Here is an 18,136-nt window from a genome sequence, read left to right on the forward strand (position 1 = left end):
CGGGACCTTTGGTTATCCTTCTGTAACGGAACTCCTTTTTTATTGTCATTCCCGTGAAAACGGGAATCCAAATAACGGAATTTGGGTTTTTGAACTAAAGGGTGCAAATAAAACAAGTGAAATACATCTACGGCCCCTCCTCTTTGATTGTTCGTTTCAAGAAATTCTTTTATTTAAAACGAAACAGCCAATTTATACGCCCTATTCCAGTTATACTGGTTATTTTTGCAAAATAAATATATCGCTAATATGTCTAAAAAACCACGTACTACCTTTGATGTACTGGTAGAAATTCCCAAAGGTAGTAGAAACAAGTACGAATACGATTTTACCCTTAACAAAATTCGATTTGACAGAACCCTGTTTTCATCAATGATGTACCCAGGGGATTATGGATTTATTCCCGAAACCTTGGCCTTGGATGGGGACCCGTTGGATGTTTTGGTGCTTTGTACCGAACCTACCTATCCCATGGTGGTGGTCGAGGTGAAACCTGTTGGGGTTTTCCATATGACTGATGAAAAAGGTCCTGATGAAAAAATAATCTGTGTTCCGGTTTCAGATCCCATTTGGAGCAAAAGGGATGATATCAGTGAATTGAACCCACACCGATTAAAAGAAATTGAGCACTTCTTCCAGGTGTATAAAGATTTGGAAGAGAAGAAAGTAGATACCGGTGGCTGGGGAGACGTAAACGAGGCCGTACAAATCTATCACGAATGCGTTCAACGCTATGAAAATAGTGACCACAAAAAGAAACGCACATTCACTATATAGATTGCCAATAATAGCTTTGTAAAAATGCGCTTTTAATAATTAAAGGCGCATTTTTTTTATTACTTCGTATTTTACTACATTAGCTAGCGTTAAAAAATTCTAAACAAGCTAATCTATGGATTTAATCGTAAAATTTTTGCCCGTGTTTGGTGTCTTGGGCCTTCTCTATGTGTTCATCAAGAATGTATGGATTTCAAAACAAGAGGTCGGGAACGAAAAAATGGCAAGGATTGCCAAGAATATTGCCGATGGGGCAATGTCATTTTTAAAGGCTGAATATAAAATATTGAGCATCTTCGTGGTCTGTGTGGCCGTTTTGTTATTCTTTAAAGGAAGTAACGAGACCGGTTCCAACGGAATGGTCGCTGTTTCTTTTATTGTTGGGGCCATTTGTTCCGCCTTGGCCGGATTTATTGGAATGAGGGTCGCTACCAAAGCCAATGTAAGGACAACCAATGCGGCAAGAACTTCCTTGGGCAAGGCTCTAGAGGTTGCCTTTGCTGGTGGTGCCGTTATGGGTCTTGGTGTTGTTGGTCTTGGTGTTTTGGGGCTTAGCGGACTTTTCATGATTTACAGCGGACAAGGTTGGGAAATTGCCGAAGTTCTCAATGTACTTTCGGGTTTCTCTCTTGGCGCATCATCCATAGCGCTTTTTGCCCGTGTTGGTGGAGGTATTTATACCAAAGCTGCCGATGTGGGAGCCGATTTGGTAGGTAAAGTGGAAGCAGGGATTCCTGAAGACCACCCATTGAACCCAGCAACCATTGCAGATAATGTAGGCGATAATGTAGGAGATGTGGCAGGTATGGGTGCCGACCTTTTTGAATCTTATGTTGGTTCCATTATCGGTACCATGGTCTTGGGTGCTGTTTTCGCAGGTTTGCCGGAATTCCAGTCAGCGTTTGATGGGCTTGGAGCTGTATATTTACCTTTGGCTTTGGCCGCCGTGGGTATTATAATGTCGATCATTGGTACGTTCTTCGTGAGGGTGAAAGATGGTGGAAATCCCCAAACCGCATTAAATGTGGGAGAGTTTGGATCAGCAGGATTAATGTTGATTGCCTCCTACTTTATTATCAACGGAATGTTGCCCGAATCTTGGGTAGAAGATGGAAAGGAATATACCTCATTGGGTGTCTTTTTGGCAACCATAGCTGGACTTGTTGCAGGACTTTTGGTAGGTAAGATAACCGAATATTATACAGGGACAGGAAAAAAACCCGTTAACTCCATTGTGCGTCAATCCGAAACAGGTTCCGCAACGAATATTATTGCAGGTCTTGGAGTTGGAATGATGTCCACGGCAATACCAATTATTTTGATCGCCGCGGCAATTTTGGTTTCTCACTACTATGCTGGATTGTATGGAATTGCTATTGCAGCCGTGGGAATGTTGGCCAATACAGGTATTCAGCTTGCTGTTGATGCTTATGGTCCTATTTCCGATAATGCCGGAGGTATTGCCGAAATGGCCGAATTGCCCAGTGAAGTACGTGAACGTACGGATAAATTGGATGCGGTGGGGAACACTACCGCTGCTATTGGTAAAGGGTTTGCCATTGCTTCGGCAGCTTTGACTGCATTGGCACTTTTTGCGGCCTTTATGAAAACGGCCGGGGTTAAGTCCATCGATGTGTCAAAGCCTGATATTATGGCAGGACTTTTAATAGGGGGAATGCTTCCTTTTGTATTCTCGGCACTTTCTATGAATGCCGTAGGTAGGGCAGCCATGTCCATGATTGAAGAAGTACGTCGACAGTTTAAGGATATACCGGAATTAAAAGCCGCATTGGCCGTTATGCGCAAGTACGATTCGGACCTTTCCAAAGCCAGTAAAGAGGATATGGAAATTTTTGAAGCCGCTGATGGCAAGGCAGAATACCAAAAATGTGTGGAGATTTCTACACAGGCATCCATTAAAGAGATGGTTTTGCCAGGCTTGTTGGCCATTGCCGTACCCGTAGCCGTTGGTTTTATTGGCGGGGCCGAAATGTTAGGTGGACTTTTGGCCGGTGTAACCACTGCTGGTGTGCTCATGGCCATTTTCCAGTCCAATGCCGGTGGAGCTTGGGATAATGCCAAAAAAACAATCGAAAGTGAAGGTCGCAAGGGTAGTGATGCCCATAAAGCAGCCGTCGTGGGAGATACCGTTGGAGATCCTTTTAAGGATACATCAGGTCCTTCCTTGAATATTTTGCTTAAATTGATGTCTGTAGTGGCTTTGGTCATTGCGCCTAGTTTGGTGAGTCTTGCTCCTGCGGACGAGGTAGGTATGATGAAAGCGGATGGTACCATGATCACCATTACCGAAGAGGGCATGAAAGAAACCAAAGCGGTAGAAAAGGAAATTCGTATAGAGGTAAGCAATACTGCGGATGGTGCATTTAAAGCCGTTGTTACTTCTAGTTCCAATGTAAACGGTGAAGAGGTAGCGGATACCAAAGAGTTTATGGCCGATACTAAAGAAGAGCTTGAAGAAAAAATTGAAGAATATAAGAGTGCTGAGGCAAAGAATTAGCTCTCGCTTTTAAACAAAGCTAGAAAAACCACGCTTTTGGCGTGGTTTTTTTATGTTCTATGTCAGTTTTTAGAGGAGAGAAAACAAAAGGATTTTTCAATCGTCTCTTCTTTCCTCATTTCGAAATGAAAAAAATGTACGAGTCATTTCGAACCTACTCTAAGGCGTGTGATAAATCAACAAAGAGCTTTGAACTAGTATTTAATTTAACTTAAATGTTATTGGAATTGAGTAAGGAACTTTCACTGGTGTTCCCCTTTGTTTTCCCGGTTGCAGTTTGGGTAATTTCGAAATGATTCTTGCAGCTTCCTCTTCCAAACTTTCGTGTGGTCCTTTTAGCCTTACATCCCCAATACTACCATCTTTTTGTACCGTAAAAATAACGCTTACCCTGCCTTGAAGTCCCATTTCTTGGGCAATTTCTGGATAACGGAAGTTTTTGCGAATGTGTTTCAGCATCTGTGATTGAAAACACGCTCGCTTGTCTTTTTCGGTCTTTTCATTTTCACACCCAGGAAAGATGGGTGCGTTTTCAATCAGGATAAAAGGGATTTCTTCTGGAATGTCCTCCTCGGCAACAGCAACATCCTCAACCGCTGCCACTTTGGTATCTTGATCAACATCATTTGGTTCAATGAAGGTTTCTTTGATGTCCTCATCATCATCTGCAATTTCAATTTTTGGAGGCGTTTTTATTTTAGGTTTGGGCGGGTCCGGTAGTTTCAGTTTCAGAATGGTCGCATCTTCCATCAAATCTTCATCCACCTCTAAACCACTAACATCCCACGAATCATTGTTGTGGTAGGTTTTCCATTCCAAGGCCAAGTAGGCCATCAGAAGTACCAAGGTCATCCCTACAAAAAAGTAGAGCAGGCTGTTTCGTCTTACATCAAGTTGTGGATTTTTTTTCGGTTCCATAATTTTCAAAGTTTTGGCCTAAAAAGGCATAGTTAATAGCAGTGGGGTGATCCCAATCCTAAACTACTTTGAAAAAGAACCGAAGTAAACCGGCAATGAGTGAAGGGGTTGTTTGGTTGAGGGAAATGGAAATAAAAGTTTAATCTACCAACGCTTGGTAGATTAGAGACCTTAATTTTCCGTGGTCATCAACATCGCCTGCGGGAATCAATTGGGTGAAATAAACCACGACCAATTCTTCTTTTGGGTCTACCCAATAGGAAGAATGATAGGCACCGCCCCACCCATATTCTCCAACTGAACCTAGTGTGCCCCTATCTCCCAAATCCTCAACTACGGAAAAGCCTAAGCCGAAACCAGTCCCTCCCACCCAGGGAAAGCTTGCTTTGCCCAAATGATTTACCGTCATAAGTTCAACTGTTTTTGGAGAAATAATGCGTTTGCCGTTAAAGGTTCCTTTGTTGAGCATCATCTGCAAGAATTTTGCGTAGTCCATTGAGGTGCTCAACAGTCCGGCACCACCGGAAAAACTTTTTCGAGGTCCTTCCACATAAGCACCTTGCCCAATCATTCCTCCGGGATTTGGTGCAGGTTCCAAACCATTTTCCGAGGGAGAATACACTACCGCCAAGCGTTGTTTTTTTTCCTTTGGAAGGTAAAAGTGTGCGTCTGCCATCCCTAAAGGATCAAAAATGCTTTCTTTTAGAAATATATCCAAGGGTTTTTCCGAAACAACTTCAATCAAAGCACCAAGAATATCGGTGTTGTAACCGTAAACAAATTGTTCCCCAGGTTGCGACTCAAAAGGCAGGTCTGCCATTCGGGTTACTGTGGCCAAGATAGGTTCTTCACGGTCGGCAAAATACCATCCTTGGATTTCAGCTTTTTCCCAGAGGTCGGAAGCTATTCCTTGCCCATATGAAACCCCGGAAGTATGTGTCAACAAATCACGTACGGTAATAGGTCTGTTCGCTTTTACTATGTCATAAGAACCATCATCCTTGCTTACGGCAACCTTGGTATCCATAAAAGCGGGAATGTATTTTCCGACTGGGTCGGTGATCAATAATTTCCCTTGTTCCTGAAGCATCATGATACCGACACTTACAATTGCCTTGGTCTGTGACGCTATCCTGAACATGGAAGTATGGGTCATGGGAATGTTGTTCTCCAAATCATTTTTCCCGAAAGGTTCAAAATAAGCAACCTTGCCTTTTCGAGCTACGAGAATTGTGGCTCCGGGCAATTCCCCGTCATCAACATAAGCCTGAAAAGTGTTTGAAAGTGCTTCCAAACGGTCGGAGGACATCCCGACTGCTTCAGGAGAGGCTTTTGTAAGTTCTTGTGCATTGGAGGTAAAAAGAAGGCAAAGCGCAAAAAGTAAAGTTGCATATTTGGTTGGGTGCAAAGTTTTCATATAACTGAATATTAGTTTGTTTAGCGTGCACAAGCACCTAAAGATACCTAATATTTTGTCTGTACAGAAGAAACGGGAAAGGAGGTCGGGTAAAAGAGCCCTATTCAAATAGCCCGTGAATCTCACCATCAATGCGGTTGATCACTTCCCCTAAATCCTCGGGCTTGTCCACAAAATTGAGATTGTCCACATCAAAAATGAGTAAGTTACCTTTTTCGTAGGTGTTTACCCAAGCCTCGTAGCGTTCGTTCAAACGGCTGAGGTAATCAATGGATATCGAATTTTCGTACTCACGACCACGTTTGTGGATTTGGCTTACCAAGTTGGGGATGGAACTGCGCAAGTAAATTAAAAGGTCTGGGGGTTGCACCAAGCTTTCCATCAACTCAAAAAGGCCTTTGTAATTCTCAAAATCGCGATTGGTCATCAAGCCCATGGCGTGGAGGTTAGGGGCAAAAATATGGGCATCTTCGTAAATAGTCCTGTCTTGAATGACACTCTTACCACTTTCCCTAATCTTTAAAATTTGACGATACCTGCTGTTTAAGAAATAGATTTGAAGGTTAAAGCTCCAACGTTCCATCTGGGTATAAAAATCATCCAGATAGGGATTGTCCACCACATCCTCAAAATGGGCCTCCCATTTATAATGTTTTGCCAGTAAGTTTGTTAAAGTGGTTTTTCCAGCGCCAATATTTCCTGCTACAGCAATATGCATGGGGTGTTAGTGTTTTAAGTTGGTGTTTAATGATCAGGGAATTTCTAATCATCGCAATATACAAAGTATATCCACTTATAGAAAAAAAACTGGTTCAAATGACCCCTTGGTTAATTGTACCGAACAAAGTTTTAAAATATAGGGCAAATACGTACTTTTGCCCTTCAAAACGAGGAAAGATTTGACTGATTGCAACCTCGGTGACCTTTAAAAGGTATACGAAAAATGCTAAAGCAGTTCTTGCCAGCTTCTGCTGGCATCTCTTCAATAAGAGTTTTGAACTTCTTCGCACTTTTGTCAAATCTTCATATTAAAAAAGAGAAATGGCGTATTTGTTTACATCAGAATCCGTTAGTGAAGGACATCCAGATAAGATTGCGGATCAGATCAGTGATGCATTGTTGGATAATTTTTTGGCCTTTGACCCCGAGAGCAAAGTGGCCTGTGAAACTATGGTGACCACAGGTCAAGTGGTTTTGGCAGGGGAGGTAAAGAGCCATACCTATGTGGATTTGCAAAGTATAGCCCGTGAGGTGATCAATAAAATTGGCTACACCAAAGGTGAGTATAAATTTAGTGGAGATTCTTGTGGAGTGATTTCATTGATTCACGAACAATCGCAAGACATCAACCAAGGTGTAGATCGCGGTACCAAAGAAGAGCAAGGTGCGGGCGACCAAGGAATGATGTTTGGTTATGCTACCACGGAAACCAACAACTATATGCCTTTGGCATTGGATATTTCACACAAAATATTGGAGGTATTGGCCGATTTGAGAAGAGAAGGAGCCCGAATTCCATATCTGCGCCCCGATGCAAAAGCGCAGGTAACCATTGAGTATTCAGATGATAATGTCCCACAACGTATTGATACGATTGTAGTTTCTACCCAACACGATGAATTTGACGCTGATGATGCGATGTTGAACAAGATCAAGGACGATATAATCAATATTTTGATTCCAGAAGTAAAGAAGTTGTTGCCTGAGAGCATTCAAAAATTATTTACGGACAACATTAAATATCACATCAATCCCACTGGAAAGTTCGTTATCGGAGGTCCGCACGGCGACGCAGGTCTTACGGGAAGAAAGATAGTAGTGGACACCTACGGGGGCAAGGGTGCCCACGGAGGTGGTGCTTTTAGTGGGAAAGACCCGAGCAAGGTAGACCGAAGTGCAGCCTACGCAGCTCGGCATATGGCCAAGAATTTGGTGGCTGCGGGTGTTGCAGGTGAAATTTTGGTGCAGGTGAGCTATGCCATTGGAGTGGTGGAACCCACATCTATTTTTGTGGACACCTATAATTCTTCCAATGTGGATATGACGGATGGCGAAATCGCTCGCAAAGCATCAGAATTGTTCGATATGCGACCTTTTGCCATTGAAGAACGTTTAAAACTTCGGAATCCCATTTATTCGGAAACGGCTGCTTACGGTCATTTGGGCAAAGAACCCAGAACCGTGACCAAGGTTTTTGAATCTCCTTATAATGGGAGGATTGAAAAAGAAGTGGAACTTTTCACTTGGGAGAAATTGGATATGGTGGATAAGGTGAAAGAGACCTTTGGTTTATAGGTTTAAGCTATTTCATTGAATAAAAAGGGAGGCTGTCTTCAAGGTAGATTTTCGTCAACCTGAACTTGATTCAGGTTCCCATAGCGATTTGTTTATGATTATTATGAGATTCTGAAATGAATTCAGAATGACGTGCTACAAAGCTTTTAGACAGCTTTTTTTGGCATACTATTGCGGACTTTAGTAGCTTTAGCCTATCAAAAAGAATACATATGAGAAGTTCCGTTAGAATTCTGTTTCTGAGTATTTTAATGTTGACGGTGACCGTCAGTTGTAAAAAAACGACGAAGACCGAAGTACAGGAGGTTGACACTTTTGTTGCCGACAATTATACTAAAAAGGAAGTCGACATTGAAATGCGGGACGGGATAAAACTGCATACCACCATTTACTCCCCGAAGGATACTTCCAAAGCGTACCCCATCATTATGCAACGGACCCCTTATAGTTCAAGACCTTATGGAGAAGATAATTTTAGGACTAAAATAGGTCCCAATGAGCACTTGATGAAAGAAGGAAACATCATCGTTTACCAAGATGTTCGTGGAAGATGGCTCAGCGAGGGACATTACGAAAATATGCGAGCCTACATTCCGAATAAAACTTCCGATGACCAAGTTGATGAAAGCTCTGATACATACGATACTATTGAATGGTTGGTGAACAATGTGGAGAACAACAACGGAAATGTTGGCGTTTGGGGAATATCGTATCCCGGATTTTATGCCACCTACGCAACCGTGGATGCGCATCCAGCATTAAAGGCCGCTTCACCACAGGCCAGTATCGGGGATTTCTTTTTTGATGACTTTCACCACAATGGTGCTTATTTGTTGAGTTATTTCAGGGCTACATCACTTTTTGGAACACCGCGTCCCAATGGTGACCAACCCATTGATACAGCTTGGTATACCCTGCCAGAACTTCCAACAGAAGATCAGTACCAGTTCTTTTTGGATGCAGGGCCGCTCAAAAATTTGGATTACTTTTTTGAATATGAAACCGCCGATACCCCGACCATACGTCCCGAAGGTGTTACCGATGATTTCTTTTGGAACGAATTGAAGGAACACCCTAATTATGATGCTATGTGGCAAAGTAGAGGCCTAATCCAGCATTTGAAAGATGTGAAGAGCAGTGTGGCCACAATGGTTGTGGGAGGCTGGTTTGATGCCGAAGACCTTTACGGGCCTTTGGAAACCTACAAAAACATTGAAAAGTACAACGAGAACAATTACAATACGATGGTCTTTGGACCTTGGGACCACGGAGCTTGGGCTAGGGACAAACAGCGCAATACGGTGGGCAACTACTATTTTGGAGATTCCATTTCCTTGTTTTTTCAAAAAGAAATTGAGACGAAGTTCTTCAACCACTTCCTAAAAGGGGAAGGCGATATGGATTCAGGCTTGCCCGAAGCCTATGTGTTTGATACGGGTAGAAAAGAGTGGAAAAAGTATGATGACTGGCCACCGGAGAATGCCACCAAACAAACTATGTATTTGTCCGAAGATCAAGAACTCACTTCAGAACAGAAAGGAACCACGGGAATTCAGTTTATCAGTAATGTGAAGAAACCTGTTCCCTATTCCGAAGATGTGAAGACCGTCTTCACTCCAAGAAAATACATGACGGACGATCAGCGTTTCGCCGCTCGCCGTCCCGATGTTTTGGTGTTCGAAACCGATGTGATGGAGGAAGACCTCACCTTGGCAGGGGATATTTTGGCTAAACTAAAAGTGGCCACCACGGGCACGGCAGCCGATTGGATTGTTAAAGTAATCGATGTGCACCCAGCTGATGCCGAGACCAATGAGGAAATGCAGGATCACCTAAAAATGAGCAATTACCATTTAATGGTTAGGAGCGAGGTGCTCCGCGGTCGATTTAGGAACAGCTTTTCCGACCCAGAACCGTTCACGCCAAATAAAAAGACAGATGTGAACATCAAGCTTCAAGATGTGTTCCATACTATTAAAAAGGGGCACAAATTGCAGATTCAGGTGCAAAGCACATGGTTCCCGCTTATCGATTTGAATCCACAAACGTATGTGGAGAATATTTTTAAGGCGGATGAAGATGATTTCAAAACACAAACGCATACCGTTTTCACCGATTCCAATATTGAGTTTACAGTACTGAAATAAATGATTTGATTGAACGCGATTAATCCATAAACAAAAGAGTTGTCAGGTCGAGCGCAGTCGAGACCTCATTTTTAAGATGTTTGGTTGAATAACTTCTCGACTGCGCTCGAAGAGACAATGTATCCTCTTTGATTAGGGATATTCAACATATGGTTTTGTAAACCTGCGGGACAGGTCTATTGATGAAAAATTCCCAAAAGATTAGGAAATTCTATAATTCCATCAGTATATTTGTCCAACAAAGTTCAAACAAGTATTGATTAGTTATCAAGAAAGGTGGAGGGAATAGACCCTTTGAAGCCTTAGCAACCCTTGGCCCCCAGTGCCGAGAAGGTGCTACATTCTATCCCAGTTGGGTATAGATAACGACAATCGACCATTTTCGATTTCATTTTCTTATAACTTTTTGATTTTCTTACGCCCACGGGCTAAGAGTTTGACTTTTTAATTTTTCGGTTAAAAAAAAATTTAAAAAAGCAAAAGTCATGAGCGATCAAAAATTTTCTACCAATGCCCTGCACGCAGGACACGATGTAACAGCAAACGGTGGAACAAGAGCGGTGCCCATTTATCAGAGTTCAGCCTATGTTTTCAACGATTCCGATCATGCGGCCAATCTTTTTTCTTTGGCAGAGTTTGGAAATATTTACACAAGGATTAATAACCCGACAAACGATATTCTGGAGCAGCGACTTGCCGCTTTGGAAGGCGGAATTGCCTCAGTCGTCACAGCTTCGGGCACCGGAGCTATAAACACCGCATTGTTGGTGTTGCTCAAGGCTGGGGATCATATTGTGGCTTCCAACAGCTTGTATGGTGGCACATATAATCTATTTAGCGTTACCCTACCTCGTTTGGGCATTACCACAACATTTGTGGACCCATCGGATCCATCCAATTTTGGTAAAGCCGTAAAAGAGAATACCAGAGCTTTTTTTGTGGAATCCTTGGGCAATCCAAAGTTGGATGTGCTGGATTTAAAAGCAATTTCCAAAGAAGCTAAAGCAGCGCAGGTACCATTTATTGTGGATAATACCGTTGCTTCGCCAGCACTATTGAACCCAATCGAACATGGGGCCAATATTGTCATTCATTCCCTTACCAAATACATTAATGGCAACGGGACGGCTCTGGGCGGCGTTATAATCGACGCAGGTAATTTTGATTGGGCCAATGGTAAGTTCCCGGAATTCACTGAACCTTCTCCAGGATATCACGGATTGGTCTATCATGATGCACTTGGACCAGCAGCATATATTGCCAAGGTTCGGGTGGAAGGATTACGGGATCACGGGGCATGCTTGAGCCCTTTTAATGCCTTTCAGATTATTCAAGGATTGGAAACCTTGGAAATTCGCATGAAAAAACACAGCGAGAATGCTCTGGCATTGGCACAATGGCTGGAAACCAGGGAGGAAGTTGAGTGGGTAAACTATCCAGGGTTGGATTCCAGTACCTATAAAGCCTTGGCGGATGAGTACTTGCCCAATGGACAAAGTGGTATTGTTACCTTTGGTGTTAGGGGAGGATATGGGGCCGCCAAGAAAATTGCGGACGAGACCAAACTATTTTCGTTGTTGGCCAATATTGGCGATACAAAATCCTTGATTATCCACCCTGCAAGTACAACGCACCAACAGTTGAGTGCAGAAGATCAAGAGTCCGCAGGGGTAACCCAAGATTTGATTCGATTGTCCGTAGGCTTGGAAGATTTGTCCGATCTAAAGACAGATCTAAAAAATGCCTTTGCAAGTATTTAATCGGAGTTAATAATGTGATGGAATAGCTATGTTAAAATATCTGAAAATAGAAAATTTTAAAACGCTGAGTGGCAGTGAGCAGAAAATAGAGTTATCCTACCAGACATTTGGGAAACCCTTGCATACGGCGCCCATTATTTTGGTAAACCACGCGCTCACGGGTAATTCCAACGTAGCGGGAAAAGATGGATGGTGGTCCGATTTGATAGGGGATGGCAAATGTATCGATACCGAGAAGTACACCATTTTGTCCTTTAATATTCCAGGTAATGGTTTTGATGGGTTTATTATCGAAAACTACAAGGATTTTGTAGCTGGAGATATTGCCAGAATGTTTCTCTGGGGATTGGAGCAATTGAAGATTGATAAATTGTTCACCATTATCGGTGGTTCATTGGGAGGTGGTATAGCTTGGGAAATGACAGCCATCAATCCAAATATTACGGAACATTTGATTCCCGTGGCATCCGATTGGAAATCCACGGATTGGCTCATTGCCAATTGTCAGATTCAGGAACAATTTTTGGTCAACTCCAAACAGCCCGTACACGATGCCCGGATGCATGCGATGTTGTGCTACCGTACTCCCGAATCTTTCAAAGAGCGATTCAAAAGAAGTACCAACGAAGAGCTACAGGTTTTTAATGTGGAATCTTGGTTGATGCACCACGGTAAAAAGTTGCAGGAGCGTTTTCAATTGTCCGCCTACAAGTTGATGAACCAATTGTTGAAGTCCATCGACATTACCCGTAATGGAGAAGAGGCTTTCAGAGCATTGCAAGAAAGTGATACCAAAATCCATATTATCGGGGTCAATTCCGATTTGTTCTTTACGGCGGAGGAGAACAAGGAGACTTTTAAAAGATTGGCCCAAGCCAACACCAATGTCACCTATGGTGAGGTGCAATCCGTACACGGTCATGACGCTTTTTTGATGGAGTTCGAACAATTGGAAAAATTGTTGGAGACGGTCTTTCAAAAGAACACCGAGCGCATTAAAATTTTGAAGTTTGGTGGAAAATCCTTGGCCAACGGCGAAGGTGTTCAGCGCGTACTGAAAATTATCACTCAAAGATTTGAAGAGAAGGAACACTTTGCCGTCGTGGTTTCCGCTCGTGGCAAGGCAACGGACCAACTGGAAAGCTTGCTTGACAAAGCAGCCAAGGGAGTCGATTTTCAGTCTGATTTAAAAAGGTTTGCCGACTATCAAAAAAACAATTTTTATGATTTGGACATTGATGAAGAGCTGGCGACCATCGAAAAAATATTGAACGGGGTTTCCTTAACGGGAGATTACAGCCTAAAGACAAAAGATGAGGTTTTATCTTTTGGGGAATTGTTGTCAGCCAAATATGTAACGGCTTCCCTTAATGCTTTGGGATTAAAAGCAAAGCTTTTGGATTCAAGAAAGTTGATTGTAACGGATGACAATTACAGCAATGCCGAAGTAGATCAAAGTGCCTCCAAAGAAAGTGTGCTCCGGTATTTCCACGAACTTGAAAATGACGTTATCCCGATAGTTACTGGTTTTATCGGTTCCAATCGTGATGGTTCCACTACTACATTAGGCAGAAATGGAAGCAATTATTCCGCAGCTTTGTTGGCCAACTTTTTGGATGCTGGGGAGTTGATTAATTACACCCATGTGGACGGAATTTTTACAGCTAACCCGGATTTGGTACAAGATGCCAAGTTGATTGATGTGATATCTTACGGAGAAGCCAATGAGTTGGCCAATTTCGGGGCCAATATTCTCCACGCGAAAACCATAATTCCATTGATTGAGAAAAATATTCCATTACGTATATGCAACACCTTCAACGATGACAACGAAGGAACATTGATAGGGCCAAAAACCAATAATGGTGGAATTAAATCCCTTTCGGTGCTCGACAATATGGCACTCATCAATTTGGAGGGTAGGGGACTGCTCGGAAAAGTAGGTGTTGACATGCGGATTTTTAGAGCTTTGGGCCAAAATGGCATTAGTGTCGGGATTGTTTCCCAAGGATCTTCGGAAAGGGGCATTGGCCTTGTTGTGGATGAATCCAAAGCCGATAAGGCCAAAAAAGTGCTCGACCAAGAGTTTGAGACGGATTACTCGTCGCAGGACATCAACCAGATTTCGGTAGTTAAGGATGTCTCCGTTATCTCCATTGTTGGGATGGATTTGAGCAGCTTCCACAAACCGTTCAATGCATTGGCCAAAAACCAAATCACGCCCTTGCTGTTCAACAACACGGTTACAGGAAAGAACGTGAGTATGGTGGTGAAAAAATCCGATTTGAACAAGGCCATCAATGTGATTCACGGACAAATCTTCGGGATTGCTAAGAAAATAAATCTGGCATTGTTTGGACACGGAAACGTGGGAGGTACGCTGATCAATCAAATTTTGAATTCAAAAAATAGTATTGAGGATCGAAAAAGTATTGACTTAAAAGTGTTTGCGGTGGCAAATTCAAGAAAAGTGCTTTTGGATGCATCAGGAGTTGGTGCCGATTGGCAAGAACGTTTGGAAAAAGAGGGGCAACCCTATCAGATTGATGATATAATTGCCTTTGCCAAACAGCATCATTTAGAGAACCTGATAGCGGTTGACAATACGGCGAGCAAAACATTTGTGGAGCAGTACGAATCCGTGATAGCACACGGCTTCGATTTGGTTTCATCAAACAAAATAGCAAACACGCTGAGTTTTGAGAAATATAAATCGGTACGGAAGTGTTTGGGTAAAAATCAAAAGCAATACCTCTACGAGACCAATGTGGGAGCAGGGCTCCCGTTGATAGATACCATCAAATTGTTGCATTTGTCGGGTGAGAACATTACCCGAATAAAAGGAGTGTTCTCAGGATCGTTGAGTTATATTTTCAATACCTTTTCGGAGAAAGATGTGTCTTTTTCAGAAATTGTGAAGGAAGCTATGGAAAGTGGGTTTACCGAACCCGACCCAAGAGAAGATTTGTCCGGTAACGATGTGGGAAGGAAATTGTTGATTTTGGCAAGGGAGCTGGATCTACAAAACGAGTTTTCGGATATTCAGGTCCAAAATTTGATTCCCGAAGCGTTGCAAACTTTGGATTTTGAAAGATTTATGGAACGCATCGGTGAGATGGATAATATTTACAAGAAAATCAAAGAGAACCAAGAACAAGGACATGTGTTGCGCTATGTGGGTGATTTACATGGTGATTTGCAACAGGACAAAGGAATTTTGGACGTAAAATTGGTTTCCGTACCCAAAGAAAGTGCATTAGGGCAAGTAAAAGGCTCCGATTCCATTATTGAGATTTATACGGAATCCTACGGAGAGCACCCTTTGGTGATTCAAGGAGCTGGTGCGGGAGCAGCCGTAACGGCAAGGGGCGTATTTGGAGATATTTTAAGAATAGCAGAAAAGATATAGCTCCGGCTTCGCTAAGTTACCATGAGTTCTGGTGGCTGAGCGTAGTCGAAGCCACTATGGATTTTAAATGAAAGGTTATGTGTACATATTGGAATGCTCCGATGGCAGTTATTACACTGGAAGTACGATAGATCTGGATAAACGGTTAAAGGAACATCAAGATGGTCGGGGTGCCAATCATACCAAAAAGAGGTTGCCTGTAGAGCTGTTATATGTTGAAGAGTACTTGAGTATTGCAACAGCTTTTGAACGTGAAAAGCAAATCCAAGGTTGGTCAAGGGCGAAAAAAGAGGCATTGGTAGGAGGAAAATTGGATGATCTTCCAGAATTGGATGAGTGCAAGAACCAGACGAATTTTAAATATTATAAGAAGAAAAAATAAAGTGGCTTCGACTACGCTCAGCCACCAAAAATAGAATAAAATGAAAGGCAAACAATTCGAGACACAAGCAATAAGAACGCAAATGGAACGCAGTCAAAACTTGGAGCATTCCAGCCCTATTTATATGACATCGAGCTTTGTTTTTGAAGATGCTGAGGACATGCGCGCCTCCTTTGCAGAAGAAAAGCAGCGCAATATTTATTCGAGGTATTCCAACCCGAATTCGAACGAACTTATTGATAGGGTGTGCCAAATGGAAGGGGCTGAGAGCGGTTTTGCTTACGCCTCCGGTATGTCAGCTGTTTTTTCAACTTTGGCTGCTTTATTGGATACAGGCGATCACGTGATTTCGTCCAAAAGTATTTTTGGGTCCACGCACACCTTGTTCACGCAGTTTTTTCCTAAGTGGAACATCGAAAGTAGTTATTTTGATGCCAATGATTTGTCACAAATAGAAGGTTTGATCAAACCAAACACCAAGATACTTTATGCCGAAACTCCTACCAACCCAGGGGTAGATGTGTTGGATTTGGAAGTGTTGTCCAAAATTGCCAAAAAACACGGCCTCATTTTTATCATCGACAATTGCTTTGCAACGCCGTATTTGCAACAACCGATAAAATTTGGAGCTGATTTGGTCATTCACTCCGGAACCAAGTTAATGGACGGTCAAGGAAGGGTGCTGGCCGGAATCACGGTAGGTAGCGGTGAGTTGATGGATAAAGTATATCGTTTTTCCCGTATCACTGGCCCTGCATTGTCACCGTTCAACGCGTGGGTATTGTCCCGAAGTTTGGAAACCTTAGCTGTTCGGGTTGATAGGCATTGCGAAAACGCTTTGAAATTGGCCACCTATTTGGAAAGTCATGATAAAATTGAATGGGTTAAATACCCATTTTTGAAATCTCACCCAAAATATGAAGTTGCCAAAAAACAGATGAAAGCAGGTGGATGTGTCGTGGCTTTTGAAGTAAAAGGAGGTCTGGAAGAGGGTAGAGAATTCTTCGATAGTATTCAGTTACTGTCCTTATCCGCCAATTTGGGAGATGCCCGAAGCATTATCACGCACCCTGCATCCACTACGCACAGCAAGCTTACGACCGAAGAACGTAATGCTGTTGGCATTTCGGATGGAATGGTTCGGGTTTCTGTTGGTTTGGAGCATATCGATGATATTATTGCCGATATTGAGCAGGCCTTGGGGTAATCTTTCTACTAGCTAGTTTTAGAAGTAGATTGTTAATTTTCCCTATATTCGTATGATGCTCTCCAAGAAGACAAAATACGGACTCAAAGCAATTACCTATCTTGCAAAAGTCGAGGGACGGGAACCTGTCCAAATCGCTGAAATTGCCAGGCACGAGAATATTTCCCAAAAATTTTTGGAAAGTATTTTGCTTACCCTGCGCCGTAACGGTCTGTTGGGATCCAAAAAGGGAAAAGGAGGGGGGTACTATCTTATAAAGGAACCCCAAGATATTCTTATGACTACTGTGATGCGTGTTTTGGAAGGACCCATTGCCATGGTACCCTGCGTAAGTCTCAACTTCTACGAAAAATGTGACGATTGCCCCAATGAAGAGGAATGCTCCGTGCACAAATTGATGCTTCAGGTACGTGACAGTGCCTTGGATGTATACCGGAACAATACATTAGCTGACTTACTATAATTTTTCTGGAAATAGAAGCTTCTCCAATAAAAATTTGTGAAAATCAATACCCATTTCTAGATAATCTACTAAAACTATAGGATAAAAGTAATTTTATTGTTCATTTTGCCTTTTGGATTAAAAAATAATTTTACTTTTGAAATTCCTATTAAAACTATAGACTTTATATTTTATGTCCCTCGATATAGATTTGGAATATTATAATACGCAATTTAGAGGAATACCGCCCGAAGAAATCATTAGTTGGGCTTTGCGATTGTCGAACAGAAGAATAGTCACTACAAGCTTTGGAAAGTATTCGGCTGTACTCTTGAATACATTTAGCATGGAGGATCCCAACATCGATGTGGTTTGGTGTGATACCGGTTATAATTTACCGGAAACCTATGAGCATGCTTCGCACTTGACAAAGCTGCTCAACCTGAATCTTCATACGTATGTGCCAAGGGAAACAAAGGCTTTTACGGAGCATAGATTAGGTTTTCCTTCTGTTGACCAGCCCGAACACGCTGAATTTTCTGATATTGTTAAACTTGAGCCTTTCAGAAGGGCCTTGGCAGATTTCCAGCCGGATATTTGGTTTTCCAACATCAGAATACGTCAAACGGAATTACGAAGCTCAAAGGATATTCTGAGTTATAGCAAAGACGGTATACTTAAAATAAGTCCTTTTTACTATTGGACAGATGATGATTTGGATGACTATTTGGAAGAACACAACCTACCTAAGAATAGCACCTATTTTGACCCCGTAAAAGCTTTGGAGAGCAGAGAATGTGGCATCCATTTACAATAAAGTAGTGAGTTTGTTTAAGGTTGATCCGCACGATCATTTTTAAACCA

At 42.4% G+C, this 18,136-nt stretch carries 13 protein-coding genes and 1 riboswitch; of the genes, 10 read left to right on the forward strand and 3 right to left on the reverse strand.

Annotated features, from left to right (window positions below):
• The first annotated feature begins 249 nt into the window (after positions 1-249).
• Together J4E06_RS15965 and J4E06_RS15970 are read left to right on the forward strand one after the other, a co-directional pair.
• Positions 250-777, forward strand: a complete 528-nt coding sequence (locus J4E06_RS15965; RefSeq protein WP_349524993.1) for an inorganic diphosphatase — start codon at positions 250-252, stop codon at positions 775-777.
• Between the two features lie 115 nt (positions 778-892).
• Positions 893-3,295, forward strand: a complete 2,403-nt coding sequence (locus J4E06_RS15970; RefSeq protein ID WP_349524994.1) for a sodium-translocating pyrophosphatase — start codon at positions 893-895, stop codon at positions 3,293-3,295.
• A 201-nt stretch (positions 3,296-3,496) separates the two neighbouring features.
• Here the strand turns inward: J4E06_RS15970 and J4E06_RS15975 are convergent, their stop codons facing one another.
• The 3 genes from J4E06_RS15975 to J4E06_RS15985 form a co-directional block, all read right to left on the reverse strand.
• Positions 3,497-4,213 (reverse strand): energy transducer TonB, encoded by a 717-nt coding sequence (locus J4E06_RS15975; protein ID WP_349524995.1) that lies wholly within the window; start codon positions 4,211-4,213, stop codon positions 3,497-3,499.
• A gap of 139 nt (positions 4,214-4,352) precedes the next feature.
• Positions 4,353-5,630 (reverse strand): serine hydrolase domain-containing protein, encoded by a 1,278-nt coding sequence (locus J4E06_RS15980; protein ID WP_349524996.1) that lies wholly within the window; start codon positions 5,628-5,630, stop codon positions 4,353-4,355.
• 100 nt (positions 5,631-5,730) lie between these two features.
• Positions 5,731-6,348 (reverse strand): deoxynucleoside kinase, encoded by a 618-nt coding sequence (locus J4E06_RS15985; protein WP_349524997.1) that lies wholly within the window; start codon positions 6,346-6,348, stop codon positions 5,731-5,733.
• Between the two features lie 323 nt (positions 6,349-6,671).
• Between J4E06_RS15985 and metK the strand changes: the two genes are divergently transcribed.
• From metK to J4E06_RS16025, 8 genes are all read left to right on the forward strand, one after another.
• Positions 6,672-7,925, forward strand: coding sequence for a methionine adenosyltransferase (metK, locus tag J4E06_RS15990; RefSeq protein WP_349524998.1), 1,254 nt, complete (start codon positions 6,672-6,674; stop codon positions 7,923-7,925).
• A gap of 212 nt (positions 7,926-8,137) precedes the next feature.
• A complete protein-coding gene (locus tag J4E06_RS15995) occupies positions 8,138-10,072 on the forward strand; it encodes a CocE/NonD family hydrolase (RefSeq protein ID WP_349524999.1) in 1,935 nt (644 codons plus the stop codon).
• A 261-nt stretch (positions 10,073-10,333) separates the two neighbouring features.
• Positions 10,334-10,441: riboswitch (SAM riboswitch) on the forward strand.
• A 116-nt stretch (positions 10,442-10,557) separates the two neighbouring features.
• Positions 10,558-11,832 carry an O-acetylhomoserine aminocarboxypropyltransferase/cysteine synthase family protein gene (locus tag J4E06_RS16000; protein ID WP_349525000.1) on the forward strand — a complete coding sequence of 425 codons (1,275 nt, stop codon included), beginning with the start codon at positions 10,558-10,560 and terminating at the stop codon, positions 11,830-11,832.
• A 28-nt stretch (positions 11,833-11,860) separates the two neighbouring features.
• A complete protein-coding gene (thrA, locus tag J4E06_RS16005) occupies positions 11,861-15,241 on the forward strand; it encodes a bifunctional aspartate kinase/homoserine dehydrogenase I (protein ID WP_349525001.1) in 3,381 nt (1,126 codons plus the stop codon).
• Between the two features lie 79 nt (positions 15,242-15,320).
• Positions 15,321-15,623, forward strand: a complete 303-nt coding sequence (locus J4E06_RS16010) for a GIY-YIG nuclease family protein (RefSeq protein WP_349525002.1) — start codon at positions 15,321-15,323, stop codon at positions 15,621-15,623.
• Positions 15,624-15,663: 40 nt separating this feature from the next.
• On the forward strand, positions 15,664-16,830 hold the full coding sequence (locus J4E06_RS16015; protein ID WP_349525003.1) for a trans-sulfuration enzyme family protein: 1,167 nt from the start codon (positions 15,664-15,666) through the stop codon (positions 16,828-16,830).
• 55 nt (positions 16,831-16,885) lie between these two features.
• Complete coding sequence (locus J4E06_RS16020; protein ID WP_349525025.1) at positions 16,886-17,293, forward strand: RrF2 family transcriptional regulator; 408 nt, start codon at positions 16,886-16,888, stop codon at positions 17,291-17,293.
• 172 nt (positions 17,294-17,465) lie between these two features.
• Positions 17,466-18,089: a phosphoadenosine phosphosulfate reductase domain-containing protein gene (locus J4E06_RS16025; protein ID WP_349525004.1), complete on the forward strand. Its 624-nt coding sequence runs from the start codon at positions 17,466-17,468 to the stop codon at positions 18,087-18,089.
• The last annotated feature ends 47 nt before the right edge of the window (positions 18,090-18,136 follow it).

This window comes from Allomuricauda sp. NFXS6, from assembly GCF_040148835.1.
Taxonomy (GTDB): Bacteria; Bacteroidota; Bacteroidia; order Flavobacteriales; family Flavobacteriaceae; genus Flagellimonas.